Here is a 22,651-nt window from a genome sequence, read left to right on the forward strand (position 1 = left end):
ACTACCCACCAATTGGAACTAGCATGAGCGATATTAAAAAAGTAGTCCTCGCCTACTCGGGCGGCCTCGATACCTCCGTCATCCTCAAATGGCTGCAAGATAACTACCAGTGCGAGATCGTCACCTTCACGGCCGACCTGGGCCAGGGCGAAGAGCTGGAGCCGGCGCGCGCCAAGGCGATCAAGTTCGGCATCAAGCCTGAGAACATCTACATCGACGACGTGCGCGAGGAATTCGTGCGCGACTTCGTGTTCCCCATGTTCCGCGCCAACACCGTGTACGAAGGCGAATACCTGCTGGGCACCTCGATCGCGCGTCCGCTGATCGCCAAGCGCCTGATCGAGATCGCCAACGAGACCGGCGCCGACGCCATCTCGCACGGCGCCACCGGCAAGGGCAACGACCAGGTGCGCTTCGAACTGGGCGCCTACGCGCTGAAACCAGGCGTGAAGATCATCGCGCCATGGCGCGAATGGGACCTGCTGTCGCGCGAAAAACTGCTGAAGTACGCGGAAGACGCCGGCATCGACATCGACATGAAGCACAAGAACGGCGGCGCGCCCTACTCGATGGACGCCAACCTGCTGCACATCTCCTTCGAAGGCCGCCACCTGGAAAACCCGAGCGCCGAAGCCGAGGAAACCATGTGGCGCTGGAGCGTCAGCCCTGAAGCTGCGCCGGACCAGCCGGAATACCTGGACATCGAATACGAAAAAGGCGACATCGTCGCCCTGAACGGCGTGCGCATGTCGCCGGCCACCGTGCTGACCGAACTCAATCGCCTGGGCGGCAAGCATGGCATCGGCCGCCTGGACCTGGTGGAAAACCGCTACGTCGGCATGAAGTCGCGCGGCTGCTACGAAACCCCTGGCGGCACCATCATGCTCAAGGCGCACCGCGCCATCGAGTCGATCACGCTGGACCGCGAAGTGGCCCACCTGAAGGACGACCTGATGCCGCGCTACGCGTCGATGATCTACAACGGCTACTGGTGGGCGCCGGAGCGCGTCGCCATCCAGACGCTGATCGATCACACGCAAGCCACCGTGAACGGCTGGGTGCGCGTCAAGCTCTACAAGGGCAACGTGATCGTCGTCTCGCGCGATTCCAAGACCGACTCGCTGTTCGACATGACCATCGCCACCTTCGACGAAGACGGCGGCGCCTACAACCAGGCCGACGCCGGCGGCTTCATCAAGCTGAACGCGCTGCGCATGCGCATCGCCGCCAACGCGCGCCTGAAGCGCGGCCAGTAAGAGCTCCAGCAGCAAACAGATGGACCGCCGCTGGCGGTCCTTTTTTTTGTCCTCCACGACGGGCGACAAAATGATACATTGCTTCCACGACCAGCCACCGTGGAGCGCAAATGCTAAAGAACGTCGGTATCAAGACAAAACTCGCGATCGGCTTCGGCGCCGTTGTCGCCATCATCCTGGTCTTGCTGGCCATGGCCTACACCAATTTCAACCAGCTGTCCGACGCCAGCCAGTGGGACAAGCACACGCTGGAAGTGCTGCGCGAAGCCGACCGCACCTCGGTCGCGGTACTGGAACTGCAATCGGCGGAACGCGGCTATGTACTCAGCGGCGACGACAAGCTGCTCACCACCAGCGTCGAAGCCGAGGCCGATCTGGAACGCCGCCTTCAAAAGCTGCTCACACTCACCTCGGACAACCCCGCGCAGCAGGAGCGCCTGCACCGGCTGCAAACGCTGGTCAAGGACTGGCTGGCGCAGGTCTACCATCCACTGCTCGATAAGCGCCGCGCGCTGGGCCAGGGCGCCGGCGCGGCCGATCAGCTGGGGCGCGGGGTGGAACTGCGCAACGGCGCCCGCAGCGTCGGCGCCATCCGCGCCCTGCTTGACGAAGCCACCGCCGAGGAAACCCGGCTGCTCGAGAGCCGCACGCGCACCTCGGCCGATTTGCGGCAACTCATGACACTGGTGCTGATCCTGGGCGGCAGCTTGTGCGTGGTGCTGTCCATCGTCGTCGGCTTGTTGCTGGCCCGGGCGCTGCTGACGCCCTTGAACAACCTGACGCACGCCGTCGGCCGCATCGCCGCCGGCGAGCAGTCGGCGCGGGCGGCGGTGCTGTCGGCCGATGAACTGGGCCGGGTGACGACGGAGTTCAACCGCATGGCCCAGGCTATCCAGGACAGCCAGGCCAACGAGCAAGCCGCCACCAACCTGCTCAAGTCCAAGGTCGACTCGCTGCTCGGCGTGGTCTCCAGGGCCGCCGCCGGCGATTTGACCGGCAGGATCGAGGTGGCCGGCGGCGACGCCATCGGCCAGCTGGCGCATGGCCTGGACCGCATGTTCGAGAACCTGCGCGCGCTGCTCAACAACGTGCAGAAGGCCGGCATCCAGGTCACCACCTCGGCCACCGAGATCGCCGCCTCGGCCAAGCAGCAGGAGGCCACCGGCATCGAGCAGGCCCAGACCAGCGTCGAGATCCTCAGCACCACCAAGGAGATCTCCGCCAACACCTCGCAGCTGCTCAAGACCATGGAGGACGCCACCGCGGTGGCCGACTACACCACCAGCGCCACCGCCGACGCCCAGACCAACCTGCGCCGCATGGACAGCACCATGCAGCACATGGTCTCGGCCACCGATTCGATCAACGCCAAGCTGGCAGCCCTGTCGGAGAAGGCTTCCAACATCAACAGCGTTTTGATCACCATCACCAAGGTGGCCGACCAGACCAACATCCTCTCGCTCAACGCCGCCATCGAAGCCGAGAAGGCCGGCGAGGCCGGACGCGGCTTCTCGGTGGTGGCCACCGAAATCCGCCGCCTGGCCGACCAGACCTCGGTCTCCACCTGGGACATCGAGCAGATGCTCAAGGAAATGCAGTCGGCGGTGTCGGCCAGCGTGATGGGCATGGACAAATTCTCCGAGGAGATCCGCCGCAGCGTGGGCGAGGTGCGCCAGGTGACGGACCAGTTGTCGGGCGTGATGGGCCAGGTGCAGAAACTGGCGCCGCAATTCGACGCCGTGCTGCAGGGGATGCAGTCGCAGGCGGTGGGTGCGCAGCAGATCTCGGAAACCATGGTGCAGCTGAGCGAGGCCACCCGGCAGACGGTGGAGTCGCTCAAGGCCACCAGCGAAGCGGTGCACCAGTTGCAGTACGCGGCGGGAGACTTGCAAAACAGCGTCGCCAACTTTGCCGTGGCGGCTTGAGCGTGGGACAATGCCGCGACAATCGCGGCGCCTGGAGAAAACATGTATAAAGATTTGAGCATCAAGAGCAAGCTGTATCTGAGTTTTGGCGCCATCCTCGCCATCATCCTGGTGCTTTTATCGATCGCTTACAACCGCTTCAACAGCCTGTCCGAGGCCAACGGGTGGGACCGGCATACGATGGAAGTGATCCAGTCCGTCGACCAGATGCGCAACGACCTGCTGCAAGTGCAGGTGGAAGCGCGCGGCTACTACCTGACCGGCGCCGCCAAGCGCTACGAACAAACGCAAAAGGAACTGACCGACCTCCCCGGCTCCCTCCAGGCGCTGCAAAAACTCACCGCCGACAATCCAAACCAGGTCGCGCGCTTCAAGGCGGTTGAGGGCATGATCGCCAAGTGGATCAAGGAAGTCATCGAGGCCCAACTGGCCGAACGCCATGAACTGGGCGACAAACCGGGCGCCGCCGACATCATGGGCCACACAGGTTCCCTGTCCAATGGGAATGTCGCGATCACCGATATCTACAAGACCCTGGACCAGGCGACGGCGGAAGAACGCACACTGCTGGCGCAACGCTCCGAAGCATCGAACCGTTTGCAGGAGACCATGCGGCTGGTGCTGAGCGCCGGCGGCCTGGCCTGCGTGGTGCTGTCGGCCACCATCGCCTGGCTGCTGGGACGCTCGCTGCTGACGCCATTGAACAACCTGACGCATGCGGTGGGCCGCATCGCCGCCGGCGAGCAGTCGGCGCGGGCGGCGGTGCTGTCGGCCGATGAACTGGGCTTGGTGACGAAGGAGTTCAACCGCATGGCCCAATCGATCCAGGACAACCAGGCCAACGAGCTGGCCGCCACCAACCTGCTCAAGTCCAAGGTCGACTCCCTGCTCGGCGTGGTCTCCAAGGCCGCCGCCGGCGACTTGACTGGCAAGATCGAGGTGGCCGGCAGCGACGCCATCGGCCAGCTGGCGCATGGACTGGACCGCATGTTCGAGAACCTGCGCGCGCTGCTCAACAACGTGCAGAAGGCCGGCATCCAGGTCACCACTTCGGCCACCGAGATCGCCGCCTCGGCCAGGCAGCAGGAAGCGACCGGCATCGAGCAGGCGCAGACCAGCGTCGAGATCCTCAGCACCACCAAGGAAATCTCCGCCAACACCTCGCAGCTGCTCAAGACCATGGAGGACGCCACCGCGGTGGCCGATTACACCACCAGCGCCACCGCCGACGCCCAGACCAACCTGCGCCGCATGGACAGCACCATGCAGCACATGGTTTCGGCCACCGATTCGATCAACGCCAAGCTGGCCGCCTTGTCGGAGAAGGCCTCCAACATCAACAGCGTTTTGATCACCATCACCAAGGTGGCCGACCAGACCAACATCCTCTCGCTCAACGCCGCCATCGAAGCCGAGAAGGCCGGCGAGGCCGGACGCGGCTTCTCGGTGGTGGCCACCGAAATCCGCCGCCTGGCCGACCAGACCTCGGTCTCCACCTGGGACATCGAGCAAATGCTCAAGGAGATGCAGTCGGCGGTATCGGCTAGCGTGATGGGCATGGACAAATTCTCCGAGGAGATCCGCCGCAGCGTGGGCGAAGTGCGCCAGGTGACGGACCAGCTGTCGGGGGTGATGGACCAGGTGCAGAAACTGGCGCCGCAGTTCGACGCCGTGCTGCAGGGGATGCAATCGCAGGCGGTCGGCGCGCAGCAGATTTCGGAAACCATGATGCAGCTGAACGACGCCACCCAGCAGACGGTGGAATCGCTCAAGGCCACCAGCGAAGCGGTGCACCAGCTGCAATACGCGGCGGGAGATTTGCAGACCAGCGTCGCCAACTTTGCCGTCGCGGCCTGAGCGGAGCGCGCGATGAAACTGCTGATCTTCCACATCGGCGCCGACCGCTACGGCCTGCGCCTGCGCGACGTGGTGCGCGTGCTGCCGCTGCTGGAATTGAAGCACCTGCCGCTGGCGCCGGACGCCGTCGCCGGCCTGATGGACTTCCACGGCCGGTCGGTGCCGGTGATCGACCTGTGCCGCGCCAGCGGCATGGCCAGCGGCGCCGATCATTTCGACACCCGCATCATCGTGGTGGACTACCACGCGCCGGAAGGCACGGACCATCTGCTCGGCCTGCGCGCGGAGCGTGTGCTGGGCGTGCAGGAAGTGGCCGAAGCGCAGCTGGCCAACAGCGGCGTGCTGGCGGCGCCCTTCCTCGGCCAGGTCGCCAGCGATGCGGCAGGCATGCTGCAACTGGTGGAACTTGAACAACTGCTGCCTGCATCGCTGCGCGCGATGCTGTTCCAGACATGACACCCGCCCAATCCATGCTGCACGAGGCGACCGGCCTGACGCTGTCCAGGTCCGCGGTCGACCGCGCCATCCGGCACCGCATGGAACAAAGCCCCGCCGCCAACCAGGACGCCTACCTGGATCGGATGACGCCTGAGGAACTGACCGCGCTGGTGGAACTGGTGGTGGTGCCGGAGTCGTGGTTCTACCGCGATCCGCAAGCCTTCCAGGCGGCGCTCGAATTTATCCGCGCGCGCCTGGCCACCAACGCCAACCACATGGTGCGCATCCTGTCGGTTCCCTGCGCCAGCGGCGAAGAGCCGTACACAATGGCGATGGTGCTGGCCGACGCCGGCGTGCCGCGCGCCAGCTACATCATCGACGCCTTCGACATCAGCCCCGGCTGCGTGGAGCGCGCCAAGAGCGGCATCTACGGCCGCAACGCCTTCCGCAGCCAGGACCTGGGCTTCCGCGACCGCCACTTCGGCAGCGACGGCGAGGACTATCGCATCAGCGACGCCTTGCGCCAGCAGGTGCGCTTCAAACAGGGCAACCTGCTGGAGTTTGACCTGGGCGCGCGCACGGGACACTACGACGTGATCTTTTGCCGCAACCTGCTGATCTACTTCGACAAGCCCACCACCAAGGCGGCCATCGCCAAGCTGGAAGCCTTGCTGGGCGAAGGCGGCCTGCTGTTCGCCGGCTACGCCGAGGTGCCTTCGTTCTGCCAGCATGGTTTTACGCCGCTCCAGTATCCACAAGCCTTCGGCCTGAGGAAGGAAAGCGCGCGACCGGTGCCTGCCGTCAAGCCGGCGGCCAAGGCGGCGCCGCGTACCGCGCGCCGCGCGGCGTCGCCGGCCGTCCCTGCGCCGGCGCCGAAGCAGGCGCACCGGCTGGCGCCCGTGCCCGTCCCGGCGCCCTCCGCACCGGCCGCGATCGACCTGCTGGCCGAAGCACGCCGGCTGGCCGACCTGGGGCAGCTGAAGGAAGCCGAGAACACCAGCCGCGACCACCTTGCGCAGTCGCCCGATTCGGCGGAAGCCTATTTCATCCTCGGCCTGGTCAACGAACTGACGAACAAGCGCCAGCTCGCCGAAGACTACTGGAAGCGCTGCATCTACCTGCAACCGGACCACTACGAGGCGCTGTGCCACCTGGCCCTGCTGGCAGAGACCAACAACGACCACGGCGCCGCCACCGCGCTCAAAGCCCGCGCCGCGCGCGTCTACAAACGCCAGCAAGGATCTTAAGGGCGACCGACCATGAATACGACCACATCTCCCATCGTCATCGCCAGCATCGACGACTGCTGGAACCGCATCGGCGTCGTCGGCGACCAAAGCTGCGAGAAGCTGGAGCAGGCGGTCCATTGCCGCAACTGCGAAGTGTACGCGGCGGCAGCCCAACGCAACCTGCAACGCGTCGTCGGCGACGATTACAAGAAGGATTGGGCCGCGCACTTCCGCCAGGCCGCCGCCGGCACGCAGCAACTGGACGCCTCCTGCCTGGTGTTCCGCATCGGCCGCGAATGGCTGTCGCTGCCGACCAAAATGTTCGTCTCGGTGGCGCAGCAGGCCAAGCCGCACCGCCTGCCGCACCGCGCGGAAGGCGGCTTGAGCGGCATCGTCAACGTCGGCGGCACGCTGTATCCCTGCATGTCGCTGGCGGCGCTGCTGGGCATCGACGACAACGAAGGCGAAGCCGCCACCGGCCGCCATACCTTTGCGCGCCTGCTGCTGACGCAATGGGAAGACCAGGCCTATGCGCTGCCGGTGGCCGACCTGCACGGCATCCTGCGCTACGCCACCGCCTCGGTGCAGGCGCCGGCGGCCACCATCAACAAAGGCCTGTCGCGTTTCCTGTCGGGCGTGATAGCGCATGAAGACATGCATATCGGCGTGCTCGATGCGGCGCTGATCGGCTACCAACTTGCGAGGGTACTGCGATGAGCCAAGGCGGCGATAACACCGGCAACGGAGACCTGAGCCAGTTTTCCATGCTCGACCTGTTTCGCATGGAGGCCGAAAGCCAGACCCAGATCCTGACCGACGGCCTGCTGGCCATGGAGCGCCTGAAGGACGACGCCGGCGCCATCGAATCGATGATGCGCGCCGCGCACTCGATCAAGGGCGCGGCCTCCATCGTCGGCCTGGAAGTGGTGGTGCAGCTGGCGCACGGCATGGAGGACGCCTTCATCGCCGCCCAACACGGCAAGCTGGCGCTCTCGCCCAACCGCGTCGACGTGCTGCTGGCCGGCGTCGACCTGATCCTGCAGCTTTCGCGCCTGCAGGACAGCGGCGTCGATGCCTGGCTGGGCGCCAACGCCACGCTGATCAAGCAGACGCTGGACGCCATCGCCACCATCGCCTTCCTGCCCGAGCCGGTGAACCTGCGAGCGGAAGCGGGCCTGCCGCCGCTTGCCGCGCCCAACACCCCGCCGGCCGCCGTCGTCGTCGAGGAAACAGCGGCTGTCGCGCCGCGCGCGCCGGCGGTGCTGAAGACCGCGCAGAACTTCGACCGCCTGCTGTCGCTGGCCAGCGAATCACGCATCAACGCGCACCAGATGCATCCCTTCATCCAGGACATGCAGCGCTTCAAACGCAACCAGAGCAGCCTGTTCGCGCTGGTCGAGCAACTGCACGAGGCGATCGCCAACAGCAGCGACGCCGCCCTGAAAGAGAAGTCGCTGCTGGCGCTGCAAAAGACCCACCCGCTCAAGCAGTTCGTGCTGGAGCACATCGCCGACATCGAAGCCTACGAGCGCCGCCTGCTGGCCGTTTCGCAAAGCATGGTGGACGAGGTGCTGACGCTGCGCATGCGCCCTTTCCGCGACGGCGTGCAGGCCTTCCCGCGCATGGTGCGCGACCTGGCCCGCAACATGGGCAAGGACGTGCAGCTGCACATCATCGGCGAGGACACGCTGGTCGACCGCGACATCCTGGCCAAAATCGAAAGTCCGCTCAACCACATGCTGCGCAACGCCGTCGACCACGGCATGGACGCGCCGGAAGGCCGCATCGCCGCCGGCAAGCCCGCCGTCGGCACCATCGTGCTGGAAGCGAAGCACCGCGCCGGCATGCTCAGCATCGAGATCAGCGACGACGGCCGCGGCGTGGACCTGGAAAAGATCCGCACCATGGTGGTGGAGCGCAAGATGGCCAGCCCGCAGATGTCGGCCTCGCTGTCGCCGGCCGAGCTGCTGGAGTTCCTGTTCCTGCCGGCCTTCAGCCTGAAGGAAAACACCACCGAGATCTCAGGCCGCGGCGTCGGCCTGGACATCGTTCACGAAACCATACGCTCGCAAAACGGCACCGTACGCATCGAATCGGAACTGGGCGCCGGCTTCCGCACCTACATTACGCTGCCGCTGACGCAATCGATCGTGCGCGCGCTGGTGGTGGACATCAAGGGCGAGGCCTACGCTGTGCCCATCGTGCAAGTGGAGCGCGTGGTCAAGGTGGCGCAGGCGGCCATCCACACGCTGGAGAGCAAGCAGTTCTTCGATCTCGGCGGCGAGCATCTGGGCCTGGTCTCGGCCGCGCAGGTGCTGGAGCTGGGCGACACCGACGCCAGCAGCGACGAGCTGGCGGTGGTCGTCATCGGCAGCGGCGCGCGCCGCTACGCGCTGGTGGTGGAGGCGATACGCGGCGAACAAAGCCTTGCGGTGCAGGCGCTTGACCCGATCTTCGGCAAGATGCGCGACATCTCCGCCGCCGCCCTGCTCGACGACGGCGAACCGGTGCTGATCCTCGACGTGCCCGACCTGCTGCTCTCGATCGACAAGCTGCTGCACGAAGGCGGCCTGCATCAACTGGCCAAGTCCGACCAGGCCGAGCGCCGCAAGACCAAGCGCATACTGGTGGTGGACGATTCGCTCACGGTGCGCGAAATGGAGCGCAAGCTGCTGCTGGGCCGAGGCTTCCTGGTCGATATCGCCATCGACGGCATCGACGGCTGGAACGTGGTGCGCAGCGGCGATTACGACCTGGTGATCACCGACGTCGACATGCCGCGCATGGACGGCATCGAACTGGTCACGCTGATCAAAAAGGACATCCACCTGCATAAACTGCCAGTCATGATAGTCTCTTACAAGGACCGTCCCGAAGACCGCGCCCGCGGGCTCTCGGCCGGCGCCGACTATTACCTGACCAAGGGCAGCTTCCACGACGAGACGCTGCTCGACGCCGTCAACGATCTGATAGGAGATGCCCGCCGATGAAAATCGCCATCGCCAACGATGTCGCCATGGCAGCCGAAGCGCTGCGGCGGGTGGTCGCCAGCACTGCGGAGCACCAGGTGCTGTGGATCGCCCGTACCGGCGCGGAGGCGGTGCGCATGTGCGCGGACAACCGCCCGGACCTGATCCTGATGGACTTGAACATGCCGGAGCTGGACGGCGTCGAGGCGACCCGGCAGATCATGGAGCAAAGCCCCTGCGCCATCCTGGTGGTGACCGGGCGGCCGCAGGACAACGTCAACCAGGTGTTCCGCGCGCTGGGCGCCGGCGCGCTGGACGTGACGGCAACTCCTGTCTTGCAAGGAAAACCCGGCGGCGATGCCGAGCTGCTGGCCAAGATACGTACGATGGACAAGCTGATACGCCACAGCGGCGGCAGCCAGGCGATGATGCCGAAGACGGCGGCCAATGCAAATGGCAACGGCAGCAGCAACGGCAACGGCGTCGAGGGGCAGGAAGCGGTGGTGCGCGTGACCTCGCTGCTGGCGATCGGCGCCTCCACCGGCGGCCCGATGGCGGTATCCAAGATGCTGGCAGGATGGAAGCCGCCGCGCGGCTGCGCGGTGGTGGTGGTGCAGCATATCGACCAGCACTTCGCCGACAATTTCGCACGCTGGCTGGGCGAGCAGCTGGAGATGCCGGTGCGCGCCATCGAGGAAGGCGACGATCTGGTGGCCGGCGCCGTCCTGATCGCCAAGAGCAATGACCACTTAACGCTGGATCAAAACTATCGCTTGCGTTACGATGCAAACCCCAAGGACTACGCCTACCGTCCCTCGGTCGACGTGTTTTTCCATTGCGTGGCGCAGCACTGGAAGGGCGAAGCGGTGGGCGTGCTGCTGACCGGCATGGGCCGCGACGGCGCCGAGGGCTTGCTGGCCATGCGCCGCGCCGGCCACACCACCATCGCCCAGGACCAGGCCAGCAGCGCGGTCTACGGCATGCCGCGCGCCGCCGCCGAGCTGGATGCGGCACAGATGATTTTACCGCTGGCGAAGATCGGCCCAGTTTTGCGCAGCACCTTGGGCGGCCGCAGTTGATTGACCTTTAAAGAGAACACTGATGTCCGAAGTACTTGCAACCGCAGCAGACCAGGAACACACGCTCACCACTTTCAAGGTCAGGGTGTTGCTGGTGGACGACCAGTTGATTATCGTCGAGGCAGTGCGCCGCATGCTGAGCGACCAGGCCGATATCGAATTCCATTACGTGACCGACGCCACCCTGGCCCTGGAGAGCGCCAAGCAATTGCAGCCGACCGTGATCCTGCAAGACCTGGTGATGCCATCCATCGACGGTTTCGGCATGATCCAGCTCTATCGTGAGAGCGAAGAGCTGCGCAACGTGCCGGTGATCGTACTCTCGGCCAAGGAAGACCCCAAGCTCAAGGCGCACAGCTTCGCCACCGGCGCCAACGACTACATGGTCAAGCTGCCCGATAAGCTGGAGCTGCTGGCGCGCGTGCGCTACCACTCCGGCGCCCATATCAACCGGCTGCAGCGCGACCAGGCCTTCCGCTTCCTGCGCGAGAGCCAGAAGCAGCTGGCCGACGCCAATATCGAACTGCGCAAGCTGGCCGCGCTCGACGGCTTGACCGGCATCGCCAACCGCCGCCAGTTCGACGACACCATGCAGCTCGAATGGCAGCGCGGCCAGCGCGAAAAGCAGCCTTTGACGCTGCTGCTGTGCGACGTGGATTTTTTTAAACTGTATAACGACAGCTTCGGCCACCTGGCGGGCGATTTGTGCCTGAAAAAAGTGGCCGCCGTATTGACCGAACATCTCAAGCGACCGGCCGACCTGGCCGCGCGCTACGGCGGCGAGGAATTCGCCATTATCCTGCCGGATACACCACTGACTGGGGCACTGATCGTGGCCGAGTCGTGCCGCCGCCACCTGGAGCAGCTAGCCATCGAGAATCCGCAGTCGAATGCCGGCTTCACCACCTTGACCATGTCGGTAGGCGTGGCCAGCGTGGTGCCGTCGCCCGCCTCCAGCATCGAGCAGCTGATCCAGCAAGCCGACCAGGCCCTGTATGCCGCCAAGCACGCCGGCCGCAACCGCGTAGCGAACGCGCACGACCTGCCTGGTCTCCCCTCCGTATCGAACCAAGGAAAAACAGCAGCATGAGTGCTCAATTTGATCAAGTCAGCGTCGTCAAGAAATCGAATATCTACTTCGACGGCAAATGCGTTTCGCATAATGTGATCTTCGCCGACGGCAGCAAGAAAAGCGTCGGTGTCATCTTCCCTTCCAGCCTGACCTTCAACACCGGCGCGCCGGAAACGATGGAGATCATCGGCGGCGTGTGCAAAGTACGCCTGGCCGGCGCCAGCGAATGGCAAACCTACGCGGCCGGCCAGGAATTCAAAGTGGGCGGCAATTCGAGCTTTGATATCGAGACCGTCGAGACGGTCGATTACGTTTGCCACTTCGGCTAACGTTGTGCAAGGCGGGCCGCGAGCCCGCCTTTTTTTAAATGAACACCGGCTCCGGTTCCAGCAGCACGCCATAACGCGCCTGCACGTCGGCCTGGATCGCGCGCGCCAGCGCCACCACATCGGCGCCCTTGGCGCCGCCGTTGTTCACCAGCACCAGCGCCTGCTTCGGGTACACGCCCGCCGCGCCCAGATTGCGCCCCTTCCATCCACATTGATCAATCAGCCATCCCGCCGCCAGCTTCTCGCTGCCGTCCGGCTGCGCGTGGTGCACCAGCGTGGGGAAGCGCTCCAGCAGCGCCGCGCATTGCACGCCCGTCACCACCGGGTTCTTGAAGAAGCTGCCGGCGTTGCCGATCACCGCCGGATCGGGCAGCTTGCGGCGGCGGATCGCGATCACCGTGTCGGCCACCTGCTGCGCGCTCGGCGCGTCCAGGCCCTGCTCCGCTACCGCCTGCGCCAGTTCGGCATAGCGCAAATTGGGCTGCCACTGCTTCGGCAACGCGAAGCAGACGTCGAGGATGATCAGGTGGCGGCCGCCCTCCTGCTTGAAGATGCTGTCGCGATAGCCGAAGCGGCAGGCGGCAGCATCCATCGTGCGCGTGCCGCCGTTGGACGGATCGAACACCGTCACGCTGTGGAACACGTCCTTGGTCTCCAGGCCATAGGCGCCGATGTTCTGGATCGGCGCCGCGCCCACCGTGCCCGGTATCAGCGACAGGTTTTCCAGTCCGCCCACGCCCTGCGCCAGCGTCCATTGCACGAACTCGTGCCAGTTCTCGCCGGCCGCCGCGCGCACGTAATGATGGCTTTCGTCGCCGGCCAGCACTTCGCGGCCCTGCAGTGCGATATGCAACACCAGTCCGGGAAAGTCCCCCGTCAACAGCAAATTGCTGCCGCCACCCAGCACCAGCTTGGGCGCGGAAACCCAGGCGGCATCGGCAAAAACGCCGAGCAGCTGCTCTGTTTCCGTCACGCGCAAATAGGCGTGCGCGCTCGCCGCGATGCCGAATGTATTGAGAGACTGGAGTGGGAACTGGTATTGAATGGCTGACTGTGGATGCATGGGGGGAAAACCTGGGAAATTTCATCGATTATAGAGCGAAACAAGCAAAAAACCAGCGCCGATATGGCGGCATCGGGCCGGTTGTCCGTTAAAATGTCAGTCTTTGATGCAGCGGGTTTGCTCCACGCTGCATGCCACACGAAAAGGAAATAGTTATGCCGTCGTTTGATGTAGTCTCCGAAGCCGATATGATCGAAGTGAAGAATGCCGTCGAGCAATCTCAAAAAGAAATCGCCACCCGTTTTGACTTCAAGGGTACCGGCGCCTCCGTCGAGCACAAGGAAAACGAACTGACCGTCGTCGCCGACTCCGAATTCCAGCTGCAACAGGTACGTGATGTGCTGACCAACAAGCTGTCCAAGCGCAAGGTTGACGTGCGCTTCCTGGAAGACGGCGACATCAAGAAAATTGGCGGCGACAAGGTCAAGCAAGTGATCAAGATCAAAAACGGCATCGAATCCGACGATGCCAAGAAGATCGTGCGCGTCATCAAGGATAGCAAGATGAAAGTGCAAGCGAGCATCCAGGGCGAAGCCGTGCGCGTCACCGGCGCCAAGCGCGACGACCTGCAAGCGGCCATGGCCATGCTGCGCAAGGACGTGCCGGAGATGCCGCTGGAATTCAACAACTTCCGCGACTGACCCCTGCGCGCGACGCCCGCCGCGGCGTCACAATGCTGTAGTACACATGGAGTAGAATCGAACCGGGCTCCATGCAAGGTGTACTGCCGCGCGACCGCATATTACGCATAGCGCCGGGCTTTGTTCCCGGCAACCACTACGGTAGTCTAAGGATAGCAATGAAACGTGTTGATGATTTCCGCCTGCGCTTTGGCAAAAACGAGTACGTTCCCATCATGGTCGGCGGTATGGGCGTGGATATTTCCACGTCCGAGCTGGCGCTGGAAGCGGCCCGCCTGGGTGGCATCGGCCATATCTCGGACGCCATGGTGGAAGACGTGTCGGACCGCAAGTTCGACACCAGCTTCGTCAAGGACAAGACCAAGTTCTACAAGTTCAATATCAACAACATGGACAAGTCCGTGGTGCAGTTCGACCTGGAACGCCTGGCCGACGCGCAGCGCCGCCACATCGGCGCCACCATGGCGGCCAAGCAAGGCCCCGGCCTGATCTTCGTCAACTGCATGGAAAAGCTGACCATGAACGGCCCGCGCGAAACCCTGCGCACCCGCCTGAACGCGGCGCTGGACGCCGGCATCGACGGCATCACCTTGTCGGCCGGCCTGCATTTCGGCTCGTTCGCGCTGATGGCCGACCACCCGCGCTTCCGCGAGGCCAAGCTGGGCATCATCGTCTCGTCGGTGCGCGCGCTGCAGATCTTCCTGCGCAAGAACGCCAAGCTGGACCGTCTGCCGGACTACATCATCGTCGAAGGCCCGCTGGCCGGCGGCCACCTGGGCTTCGGCATGGACTGGGCCGAGTACGACCTGATGACCATCACCCAGGAACTGCTGGACTACCTGAAGGCGGAGAATCTGGAGATTCCGCTGATCGCGGCCGGCGGCATCTTCACCGGCAGCGACGCGGTGCGCTTCATGGAAGCGGGCGCGGCGGGCGTACAGGTGGCGACCCGCTTCACCGTCACCAACGAATGCGGCCTGCCGGCCAAGGTCAAGCAGGAATACTTCAAGGCGTCGGAAGAGGACATCATCGTCAACGGCATCTCGCCGACCGGCTACCCGATGCGCATGCTCAAGAACACGCCGGCGATCGGCGCCGGCATCCGTCCGGGATGCGAGTCGTATGGCTACCTGCTGGACGCGACCGGCAACTGCGCCTACATCAATTCCTACAACCGCGAAGTGGCGGCGCATCCGGACGAGAAGAATATCGTGGTGATGGACAAGACCTGCCTGTGCACCCACATGCGCAACTTCAACTGCTGGACTTGCGGGCACTATACCTATCGCCTGAAGGACACCACGCACAAGAAGGCCAGCGGCGAGTACCAGCTGCTCACCGCCGAACACGTGTTCAAGGACTATCAGTTCAGCGTAGACAACCAGATCGCTCTTCCTGAAAAAGAAGAGGCGTAAATTAAATACGCCATGTGCGCTGCGACGTTCAAGATCGTCGCACGGCCACATGGCGTTTTTTTTAGCCTTCTGAATTTATTCTGGCCACCAACGCTTCCAGAACTTCTTCCGCACGCTCATTGTCGACCTGGCAGGTGCCGGCATTTTCATGCCCGCCGCCGCCATATTCCAGCATCAACGCGCCGATATTGGTCTTCGAGGTGCGGTTCAGAATCGACTTGCCGGTGGCGAACACGGTGTTCTGGTTCTTCAGGCCCCACAGCACGTGGATCGAGATATTCGTCTGCGGATACATCGCGTAGATGATGAAGCGGTTGCCGGCGTAGATGATCTCCTCATCGCGCAGATCCAGCACCACCAGGTTCTTGTGCACCGTCGCACAGCGGCGGATCTGCTCCTTGCACTTCTCCGCGTGCTCGAAGTACAGGTCCTTGCGCTCCCTCACGTCCGGCAAGGCCATGATCTCGGCGATCGTGTGGTTCTTGCAATAGTCGATCAGGTCCATCATCAGGTTGTAATTCGAGATGCGGAACTCGCGGAAGCGGCCCAGGCCGGTGCGCGCATCCATCAGGAAGTTCAGCAGATCCCATCCCTCGGGATTGAGCACCTCCTGCTCGTTGAAGCGGGCCGCGTCGCCCTTGTCCACCGCCACCATCATGTCATGCCACGAGGCCGGGAAGGCTTTCTCGGCGCCGTAGTAGTCGTACACCACGCGCGCGGCCGACGGCGCTTCCGGGTGGATCACGTGATTCTTGCGCTCGCCCGTATTGCGGATGGTTTCCGACAGGTGGTGATCGAAAGCGATATGCACACCCGGCACGAACGGCAGATTGGTGGTGATGTCGTTGTCGCTGATGGCGATCTTACCGTCCTGCATATCCTTCGGATGCACAAACAGGATCTCATCGATCATGTCCAGGTGTTTCAACAGGACTGCGCATACCAAACCGTCGAAGTCGCTGCGTGTAACCAGACGGTATTTTTTTGCTTCTGACATGAATGCACCTCTGTGGATTGAACAAGACGATGGACTTAATAATACAACCCAATTCTGCACGTGGACAGCAATTGTGATGACACGTTGCAATACGTCACGCCTTTCGAATGTTAAGAATCAGAAAAGCCGCCGGGCGTCTGTCTCAATTATACAAATTCGACAAACTTGCATTTTGGATTACCTAGAATGGCTGCGCTGCCCCCTCCCCGCCGGCAGCTCCCACCTTATTCCATCCGCAAGAGGAGACCGATACCATGCCGCGTATTTCAACCTTACTTGGACTGGCCGTCGCAGGCTGCCTGAGCCTGTCCAGCCCGGCGCTGTATGCGCAGACCGCACCGCTCAGCGCCTCGCCGCAGGCGCAACGCGACGGCGCCAGCAACGCCGCACAGCGCGACTTCACCCAGTTCGTTCAATACCAGGTGCAGAACCACGCAGGCAGCGCGCCGCAAGGGTTCCCGCTGGAGGTGGCCGACGTGCAGGACCTGAAGGACGCCCGCATCGCCTACGGTTTCCCAGTCTACACCATCGATCCGGCCGAGCTGCTGGCCGGCCGCCGCGAGTTGAAGGCCATGGCCAAACCGACCGGCATCTGGCGCTTCGTCATCACCCTCAACGAGCAGCCGATCGGCCTGGCCACGGTCGAGCAGGTCAACGGCAAGTGGGAAACGGTGGCCTATGGCGCAACCGTGATGGCCAAGGATCTCGACGCGGCCATGACCGCCCACGCCAATGCGGAGCGCTCGAATGTGCGCGTGCTGCGCATCTACCAGGCCCAGTCCGATTTCCTGGAAGTGAGCTCCGCCCAGAGCGGCGCGGTGCGCTTCGCGCCCTTGCATTCGGCGCGCCAGTCGCTGCTGCTGCAACGCAAAGGCGCGGGAGATGGCTTGCTCGATGCGAGCGAGCTGCTGGAGCCGCTGCGCGTGGCAGTGAAGAAAAATCTGGACAGTGCGCACTAAGCCGCGCGGGACAAGGAGAACCACATGAAAAAATTGAACAGCCTGATCTTGAGCGCCGGCCTGCTGGCCGCGCTGCCGTCCGCCTTAGCGCAATGGAAAACGCTGAACGTGCCGCTGGTCACGCAAGAGCATAGCCAATGGTGCTGGGCCGGCTCCAGCAAGGCCGTGCTGAACTTCTACGGACAAACGCCCAGCCAGTGCCAGATCGTCAACTGGGCCTTCGGCCTGAACTACGCCTGCGGCAATTCGAACTTCAACTGGAACAGCTACGCCAACCAGCCCAACAATATGTACGGCAGCAATGGCAGCGTGCAGAACATCCTGAAGGCCTGGGGCGTGGCCAACACCGCCTACAACTCGGCCTCGTCCTGGAACAGCGTGGTGTCCGACATCAACGCCAACCGGCCGTTCGTGATCCGCTACGGCTGGACCGGCGGCGGCGGCCACATCATGGTGGGACGCGGCTATGAAACCGCCAACGGGGTCAACTATGTGTACATCATGAACCCGTGGCCGGGCGAAGGCCAGACCTACCGCACCTACAGCTCGGCGGTGTACGCGTCCGACCACCAGTGGACGCATACCCAGCGCATGAACAACTAGGCAAGCATCTGGTCGATCAATTCTATCCAGTGCCCCACCGGCATCGGCGTCCCCGATTGCAAATGGCTTTGGCAGCCGATATTCGCGGAGACGATACGGGACGCACCGGTGGCCTTCAAACTTGACAGCTTGCGGTCACGCAGCTGGTGCGACAACTCCGGTTGCAGCACCGAATACGTGCCGGCCGAGCCGCAACACAAATGGCTGTCGGCGCACAGGCGCACGTCGACGCCCGCAGCGCGCAGCAGCTCTTCGACCTTGCCGCGTATGCGCTGCGCATGCTGCAGCGTGCACGGCGGATGAAACGCCACCGGCCCGGCCGGCGGCCGCTGCTTTAGCAACGCCAGCAACCCTTCCTGCTCGTCGCACAGGATCTCGCTGATGTCGCGCGTCAGTTCGGAGACCCGCCGCGCCTTGTCGGCATACACGGGATCGTCCCGCAGCAGGTGGCCATATTCCTTGACTGTGGCGCCGCAGCCGGAAGCGGTCATGACGATCGCTTCCGCGCCGGCTTCCAGCAGCGGCCACCACGCATCGATATTGCGCCGCACGTCATCCAGCCCGCCATCGTGGTCGGCCAGGTGGTAGCGTATCGCGCCGCAGCAGCCGGCGCGCGGCGCCACCACCAGTTCCACATCCAGCGCCGCCAGGATGCGCGCGGCGGCACTGTTGATATTCGGCGCCATCTCCGGCTGCACGCAACCGTCCAGCAACAGCATCTTGCGCGACTGCCCGCCGCGCGGCCAAAGCCCGGCCGCCGGCAAAGGCTGTACCTTTTCCTGCAACGCCGCCGGCAGCAGCGGACGCACCATGCGCCCCATCTTCATCGCGGGCCGGAACAGCCACGCGCGCGGCAGCGCCTCCTTCAGCAGCAAGCGCTGATAACGCTGGCGCGCCGGCCGGCCCACCTGCTGCTCCACCACCTTGCGGCCGATATCGAGCAAGCGCCCGTACTGCACGCCGGACGGACAAGTGCTCTCGCAGTTGCGGCAGCTCAGGCAGCGGTCCAGATGCAGCTGCGTGCGTTCCGTGGCAGCCTGTCCTTCCAGCACCTGCTTGATCAGGTAGATGCGACCGCGCGGCCCATCCAGCTCGTCGCCCAGCAGCTGGTAGGTGGGACAGGTCGCGGTGCAGAAGCCGCAATGCACGCAGGCGCGCAGGATCGCTTCGGCTTCGTCGCCGTCGGCGGTATTCTTGAATTGTGCTGCCAGATTGGTTTGCATGGTTACAGGTCCCGGTACATGCGGCCGGGATTGAAGATGCCGGCCGGGTCGAATTGCTGTTTGAGTTTGCGATGGATCGCCTGCACGGCCGGCGCCAGCGGCTGGAACACGCCATGCCGCTTGTCGCCGCCACGGAACATGGTGGCGTGGCCGCCCAGCTCCGCCGCCCGCGCGCGCAGGGCAATTGGATCGGCCGCGCTGCGCAGCCAGCGCTGCGAACCGCCCCACTCGATCAGCTGCATGCCGTCGTCCAGTGCGGACAGCGAATCCGTCGGCGTCGTCGACGGCAGCGACAGCCGCCACAGCGGCGTCTCCGCTTCCGCGAACCACGCATGCCGGTGTTCGCGCAAATCGCTCCACCACAGCGCGGCCGCTTCCGGCGCCCGCGTCTCGCCGCCGATATGCTGCGCGGCTGCCGCCACCGCCGCCCGCGCACCGGACAGGCGCAACGTCAACGCACCGTCGTGCCATGCGGACGCCGACAGCGGCAATGGCTGTCCCGCCCATTGGTTCAGTCGCTGCATGGCTTCCTCCCGGCCGAGTTCCAGCCGAAGCGTGGCTTCCGCCGTCGGCCGTGGCAGCACTTTCAGCGACACTTCCATCACCAGTCCCAGCATGCCGAGCGATCCGGCCAGCAGGCGCGAAACATCGTAGCCGGCAACGTTCTTCATCACCTGTCCGCCGAAGCGCAGCAGCTCGCCGCGACCGTCCATCAGCACCACGCCGAGCACGAAATCGCGCACCGCGCCAACGCTCTGGCGGCGCGGGCCGGATAGCCCTGCGGCCACCATTCCGCCCACGGTGGCGCCAGGGCCGAAATGGGGCGGCTCGAACGCCAGCATCTGCCCATGCAGCGCCAGCTCCCGTTCCAGCTCGCGCAGCGGTGTGCCGCAGCGCGCCGTCACCACCAGCTCGGTCGGCTCATAGGCGACGATGCCCTGGTAGGCGGACGTCTCCAGCACCTCGCCTTCCGGCGTTTGTCCATACCAGTTCTTGCTTCCGCCTCCGCGCACGCGCAGCGGCGTGCGCGCCGCGCCTGCGGCCACGATGCGGTCGCGGAACTGGTTCACTATCGATTCCATCGTCATGCTCCCACCTGTTTGACAAATTTGAATACACCGCCGCGCGCCTGCCGCTTGCCATATGCGGCGCAGCGATCCAGCGTGGGTATGGCTTTGTTCGGATTGAGCAGGAAGGCGCCATCGAAGGCGCGCTTCACGCCAATGAAGGCGGCCACCTCGTTCACCGTGAACTGCCCGCACATGGCGTCGATCTTCTCGATGCCGACGCCATGTTCGCCGGTGATCGTGCCGCCCACCTCCACGCACAGGGCCAGGATCGCTTCGCCGAAGCGTTCGGCGCGGTCGAATTCGCCGGGCTGGTTGGCGTCGAACATGATCAACGGATGCAGGTTGCCATCGCCGGCGTGAAACACGTTGGCGCATCGCAGCCCGTAGGTCTGCTCCATGGCGGCGATGCCCTGCAGGACTTCGGCCAGGCGCTTGCGCGGGATGGTGCCGTCCATGCAGTAGTAGTCGGGCGACAGGCGCCCCGCCGCCGGAAACGCGTTCTTTCGACCGGACCAGAAGCGCATGCGCTCCGCCTCACTGCCCGACACCGCGATGGCGCTGGCACCGGCGCGCAGCAGCACCTCGCTCATGCGCTCGATCTCCTCCTCCACCTCTTCCGGCATGCCGTCCGATTCGCACAGCAGGATGGCGGCGGCGTTGGTGTCGTAGCCGGCCTTGACGAAGGGCTCGACCATGCGCACGCTGGTGCGGTCCATCATCTCCAGCCCGGCCGGGATGATGCCTGCGGCGATCACCTCGGCCACCGCATCGCCACCGGTGATCACATCGTCGAACGACGCCATGATGACGCGCGCGAGCGGCGGTTTCGGAATCAGGCGCACCGTCACTTCGGTGACCACGCCCAGCATGCCTTCGGAGCCGATGAACACCGCCAGCAGATCCAGGCCCGGCGCATCGAGCGCGGCGCCACCCAGTTCGATAATCTCGCCGTCCATCGACACCATCCGCACCCGCATCACGTTATGCAAGGTCAGGCCGTACTTGAGGCAATGAACGCCGCCCGAGTTCTCTGCCACATTGCCGGCGATGGTGCAGGCGATCTGCGACGATGGATCAGGCGCGTAGTACAGCGCGTGCGCCGCCGCGGCCTCGGAGATCGCCAGGTTGCGCACGCCGGGCTGCACGCGCGCCGTGCGGGCCAGCGGATCGAGCGCCAGGATGCGGCTCATTTTCGCGGTGGAGATGACAATGCCGTCGGCAATCGGCATCGCGCCGCCGGACAAGCCCGTGCCCGCGCCACGCGGCACGATGGGCACCCGCAGCGCGCTGCACGCCTTCAGCAGCGCCATCAATTGCGCTTCCGTTTCGGGCAGCGCCACGGCCAGCGGCAGCTGCCGGTAGGCGGTCAGGCCGTCGCATTCGTAGGGTCGGGTGTCTTCCTGCTCGGACAGCAGGCAATGTGGTGGAAGCAGCCCGCGCAGCGCGGCCAGTATGGCCTGCTTGCGGGCATGCAGCAGTGGCGGTGGTGCAAGCGGCGCGTTCATGAGTGGCCTTGGATGCGTTGGAAATTGCGTCCAGTGTAGCGGCCTGCCGCGCGCTCCAGCGGTGAAAAGAATTAACCGTTGGAGCGCAGATTTTTCATGCGTCGCGCTCGTGGTCCGGATAGGCGGCCATCAGCCAGTCGATGAACAGCGTCACCTCCGGACGGGTGCGGGCGCTCTGCTCATACACGACGTAGTAGGCGTGCGGCGGCGACGCCAGGCGCACGTCGAACAACTGCACCACGTCGCCGCTGGCGATCATGTCTTGCGCGAAGTGCTGTCGCGTCAATCCCACGCCGTGGCCGTGGCGCACCGCCTCCAGCAGCAGACCCAGGTCGTCGACACGCAGCGCGTCGACCGGTTCCGGCCAATCCAGGCCGGCCTGCTCGAACCACGGCTTCCACTGCTCCAGCGCGGAGCGCAGCAAGGTAGCTTTCTTCAGATCGGCCGGCGTCTCAAGGCCGCCGATCCGCTCCAGGTACGCCGGACTGGCGACGGCAAACGCCGGCTCGCCGAACAGCCGCGTGGTCACCATGTCGGGATACTTGCCGGCGCCGAAACGCACCTCCAGATCCGTCTCGTTCAGGCACAAATCATACAGGGGCACCGACAGGAATACTTCGACCACGATCTCGGGATGGGCTTCGGTGAACTCGGCCAGGCGCGGCATCAGCAGGTAGCGCGCGAAGGTCGGCGGCACAGTGATCTTGACGCGCGGTTGAACCGGCACGCTGCGATGCGGAAGCGGGAAATCGGTCAGCGTGCGCAGCGCCTGGCATACCACGTCCAGGTAGCTGCGGCCGAACGGCGACAGCGTCAGCGAACGGCCTTCGCGCACGAACAGGCGGTCGCCGACAAATTCCTCCAGCAGGCGGATACGGTGCGACAACGCCGACGGCGTAATACACAGCTGCTGCGCGGCGACCGCGAACGAACCGGCACGCGCCGCCGCCTCGAAGGCGGACAACGCATGCACTGGGGGGAAACGTCTGGGCATGGTTATGCGCCTTTCACAAACCCTCGG

At 64.4% G+C, this 22,651-nt stretch carries 20 protein-coding genes; 14 read left to right on the forward strand and 6 right to left on the reverse strand.

Annotated elements, in window-relative coordinates; all coding sequences use genetic code 11:
- The first annotated feature begins 23 nt into the window (after positions 1-23).
- The 10 genes from KVP70_RS30800 to ppnP all read left to right on the forward strand — a co-directional run bounded on the left by KVP70_RS30800 (position 24) and on the right by ppnP (position 12,154).
- Positions 24-1,256 (forward strand): argininosuccinate synthase, encoded by a 1,233-nt coding sequence (locus tag KVP70_RS30800; protein WP_116989397.1) that lies wholly within the window; start codon positions 24-26, stop codon positions 1,254-1,256.
- 110 nt (positions 1,257-1,366) lie between these two features.
- Positions 1,367-3,181, forward strand: coding sequence for a methyl-accepting chemotaxis protein (locus KVP70_RS30805; RefSeq protein WP_217946199.1), 1,815 nt, complete (start codon positions 1,367-1,369; stop codon positions 3,179-3,181).
- Between the two features lie 42 nt (positions 3,182-3,223).
- On the forward strand, positions 3,224-5,038 hold the full coding sequence (locus KVP70_RS30810; protein WP_217946200.1) for a methyl-accepting chemotaxis protein: 1,815 nt from the start codon (positions 3,224-3,226) through the stop codon (positions 5,036-5,038).
- A 12-nt stretch (positions 5,039-5,050) separates the two neighbouring features.
- The gene (locus KVP70_RS30815; protein ID WP_217946201.1) at positions 5,051-5,494 is read left to right on the forward strand and encodes a chemotaxis protein CheW; all 444 of its coding nucleotides are present in this window, start codon (positions 5,051-5,053) and stop codon (positions 5,492-5,494) included.
- Positions 5,491-6,723 (forward strand): CheR family methyltransferase, encoded by a 1,233-nt coding sequence (locus KVP70_RS30820; protein ID WP_217946202.1) that lies wholly within the window; start codon positions 5,491-5,493, stop codon positions 6,721-6,723. The genes KVP70_RS30815 and KVP70_RS30820 overlap by 4 nt, the downstream gene beginning before the upstream one ends.
- Before the next feature lie 12 nt (positions 6,724-6,735).
- Entirely contained in the window at positions 6,736-7,422 is a 687-nt protein-coding gene (locus KVP70_RS30825) for a chemotaxis protein CheW (RefSeq protein WP_217946203.1), read from the forward strand.
- Positions 7,419-9,695, forward strand: a complete 2,277-nt coding sequence (locus KVP70_RS30830; protein WP_217946204.1) for a hybrid sensor histidine kinase/response regulator — start codon at positions 7,419-7,421, stop codon at positions 9,693-9,695. Before KVP70_RS30825 ends, KVP70_RS30830 begins: the two co-directional genes overlap by 4 nt.
- Positions 9,692-10,753 carry a chemotaxis-specific protein-glutamate methyltransferase CheB gene (cheB, locus tag KVP70_RS30835; protein WP_217946205.1) on the forward strand — a complete coding sequence of 354 codons (1,062 nt, stop codon included), beginning with the start codon at positions 9,692-9,694 and terminating at the stop codon, positions 10,751-10,753. The genes KVP70_RS30830 and cheB overlap by 4 nt, the downstream gene beginning before the upstream one ends.
- Before the next feature lie 22 nt (positions 10,754-10,775).
- Positions 10,776-11,843: a diguanylate cyclase gene (locus KVP70_RS30840; protein WP_217946206.1), complete on the forward strand. Its 1,068-nt coding sequence runs from the start codon at positions 10,776-10,778 to the stop codon at positions 11,841-11,843.
- Positions 11,840-12,154, forward strand: a complete 315-nt coding sequence (ppnP, locus tag KVP70_RS30845; RefSeq protein WP_020705687.1) for a pyrimidine/purine nucleoside phosphorylase — start codon at positions 11,840-11,842, stop codon at positions 12,152-12,154. The genes KVP70_RS30840 and ppnP overlap by 4 nt, the downstream gene beginning before the upstream one ends.
- 34 nt (positions 12,155-12,188) lie before the next feature.
- On the opposite strand, the gene murB is transcribed toward ppnP, so the two are convergent.
- Positions 12,189-13,217 carry a UDP-N-acetylmuramate dehydrogenase gene (gene murB, locus KVP70_RS30850; RefSeq protein WP_217946207.1) on the reverse strand — a complete coding sequence of 343 codons (1,029 nt, stop codon included), beginning with the start codon at positions 13,215-13,217 and terminating at the stop codon, positions 12,189-12,191.
- Positions 13,218-13,372: 155 nt separating this feature from the next.
- Between murB and KVP70_RS30855 the strand changes: the two genes are divergently transcribed.
- Positions 13,373-13,858: a YajQ family cyclic di-GMP-binding protein gene (locus tag KVP70_RS30855; protein WP_020705685.1), complete on the forward strand. Its 486-nt coding sequence runs from the start codon at positions 13,373-13,375 to the stop codon at positions 13,856-13,858.
- 158 nt (positions 13,859-14,016) lie between these two features.
- Positions 14,017-15,273, forward strand: a complete 1,257-nt coding sequence (locus tag KVP70_RS30860) for a nitronate monooxygenase (RefSeq protein ID WP_217946208.1) — start codon at positions 14,017-14,019, stop codon at positions 15,271-15,273.
- 61 nt (positions 15,274-15,334) lie between these two features.
- Here KVP70_RS30860 and KVP70_RS30865 read toward each other — a convergent pair whose 3' ends face one another.
- Complete coding sequence (locus tag KVP70_RS30865; protein WP_217946209.1) at positions 15,335-16,270, reverse strand: exopolyphosphatase; 936 nt, start codon at positions 16,268-16,270, stop codon at positions 15,335-15,337.
- Between the two features lie 254 nt (positions 16,271-16,524).
- Between KVP70_RS30865 and KVP70_RS30870 the strand changes: the two genes are divergently transcribed.
- Together KVP70_RS30870 and KVP70_RS30875 are read left to right on the forward strand one after the other, a co-directional pair.
- Positions 16,525-17,229 (forward strand): hypothetical protein, encoded by a 705-nt coding sequence (locus KVP70_RS30870; RefSeq protein ID WP_217946210.1) that lies wholly within the window; start codon positions 16,525-16,527, stop codon positions 17,227-17,229.
- Between the two features lie 24 nt (positions 17,230-17,253).
- Entirely contained in the window at positions 17,254-17,832 is a 579-nt protein-coding gene (locus tag KVP70_RS30875) for a C39 family peptidase (protein ID WP_217946211.1), read from the forward strand.
- On the opposite strand, the gene glcF is transcribed toward KVP70_RS30875, so the two are convergent.
- The 4 genes from glcF to KVP70_RS30895 all read right to left on the reverse strand — a co-directional run bounded on the left by glcF (position 17,829) and on the right by KVP70_RS30895 (position 22,624).
- Positions 17,829-19,055 (reverse strand): glycolate oxidase subunit GlcF, encoded by a 1,227-nt coding sequence (gene glcF / locus KVP70_RS30880; RefSeq protein WP_217946212.1) that lies wholly within the window; start codon positions 19,053-19,055, stop codon positions 17,829-17,831. The genes KVP70_RS30875 and glcF overlap by 4 nt on opposite strands.
- A gap of 2 nt (positions 19,056-19,057) precedes the next feature.
- Positions 19,058-20,143, reverse strand: coding sequence for a glycolate oxidase subunit GlcE (gene glcE, locus KVP70_RS30885; protein WP_217946213.1), 1,086 nt, complete (start codon positions 20,141-20,143; stop codon positions 19,058-19,060).
- The gene (locus KVP70_RS30890) at positions 20,140-21,630 is read right to left on the reverse strand and encodes an FAD-linked oxidase C-terminal domain-containing protein (protein WP_217946214.1); all 1,491 of its coding nucleotides are present in this window, start codon (positions 21,628-21,630) and stop codon (positions 20,140-20,142) included. Before KVP70_RS30890 ends, glcE begins: the two co-directional genes overlap by 4 nt.
- Before the next feature lie 94 nt (positions 21,631-21,724).
- Positions 21,725-22,624, reverse strand: a complete 900-nt coding sequence (locus KVP70_RS30895) for a LysR substrate-binding domain-containing protein (RefSeq protein ID WP_217946215.1) — start codon at positions 22,622-22,624, stop codon at positions 21,725-21,727.
- Positions 22,625-22,651 lie beyond the last annotated feature (27 nt).

The organism is Duganella violaceipulchra, from assembly GCF_019166075.1.
GTDB classification, from domain to species: domain Bacteria; phylum Pseudomonadota; class Gammaproteobacteria; order Burkholderiales; family Burkholderiaceae_D; genus Rugamonas; species Rugamonas violaceipulchra.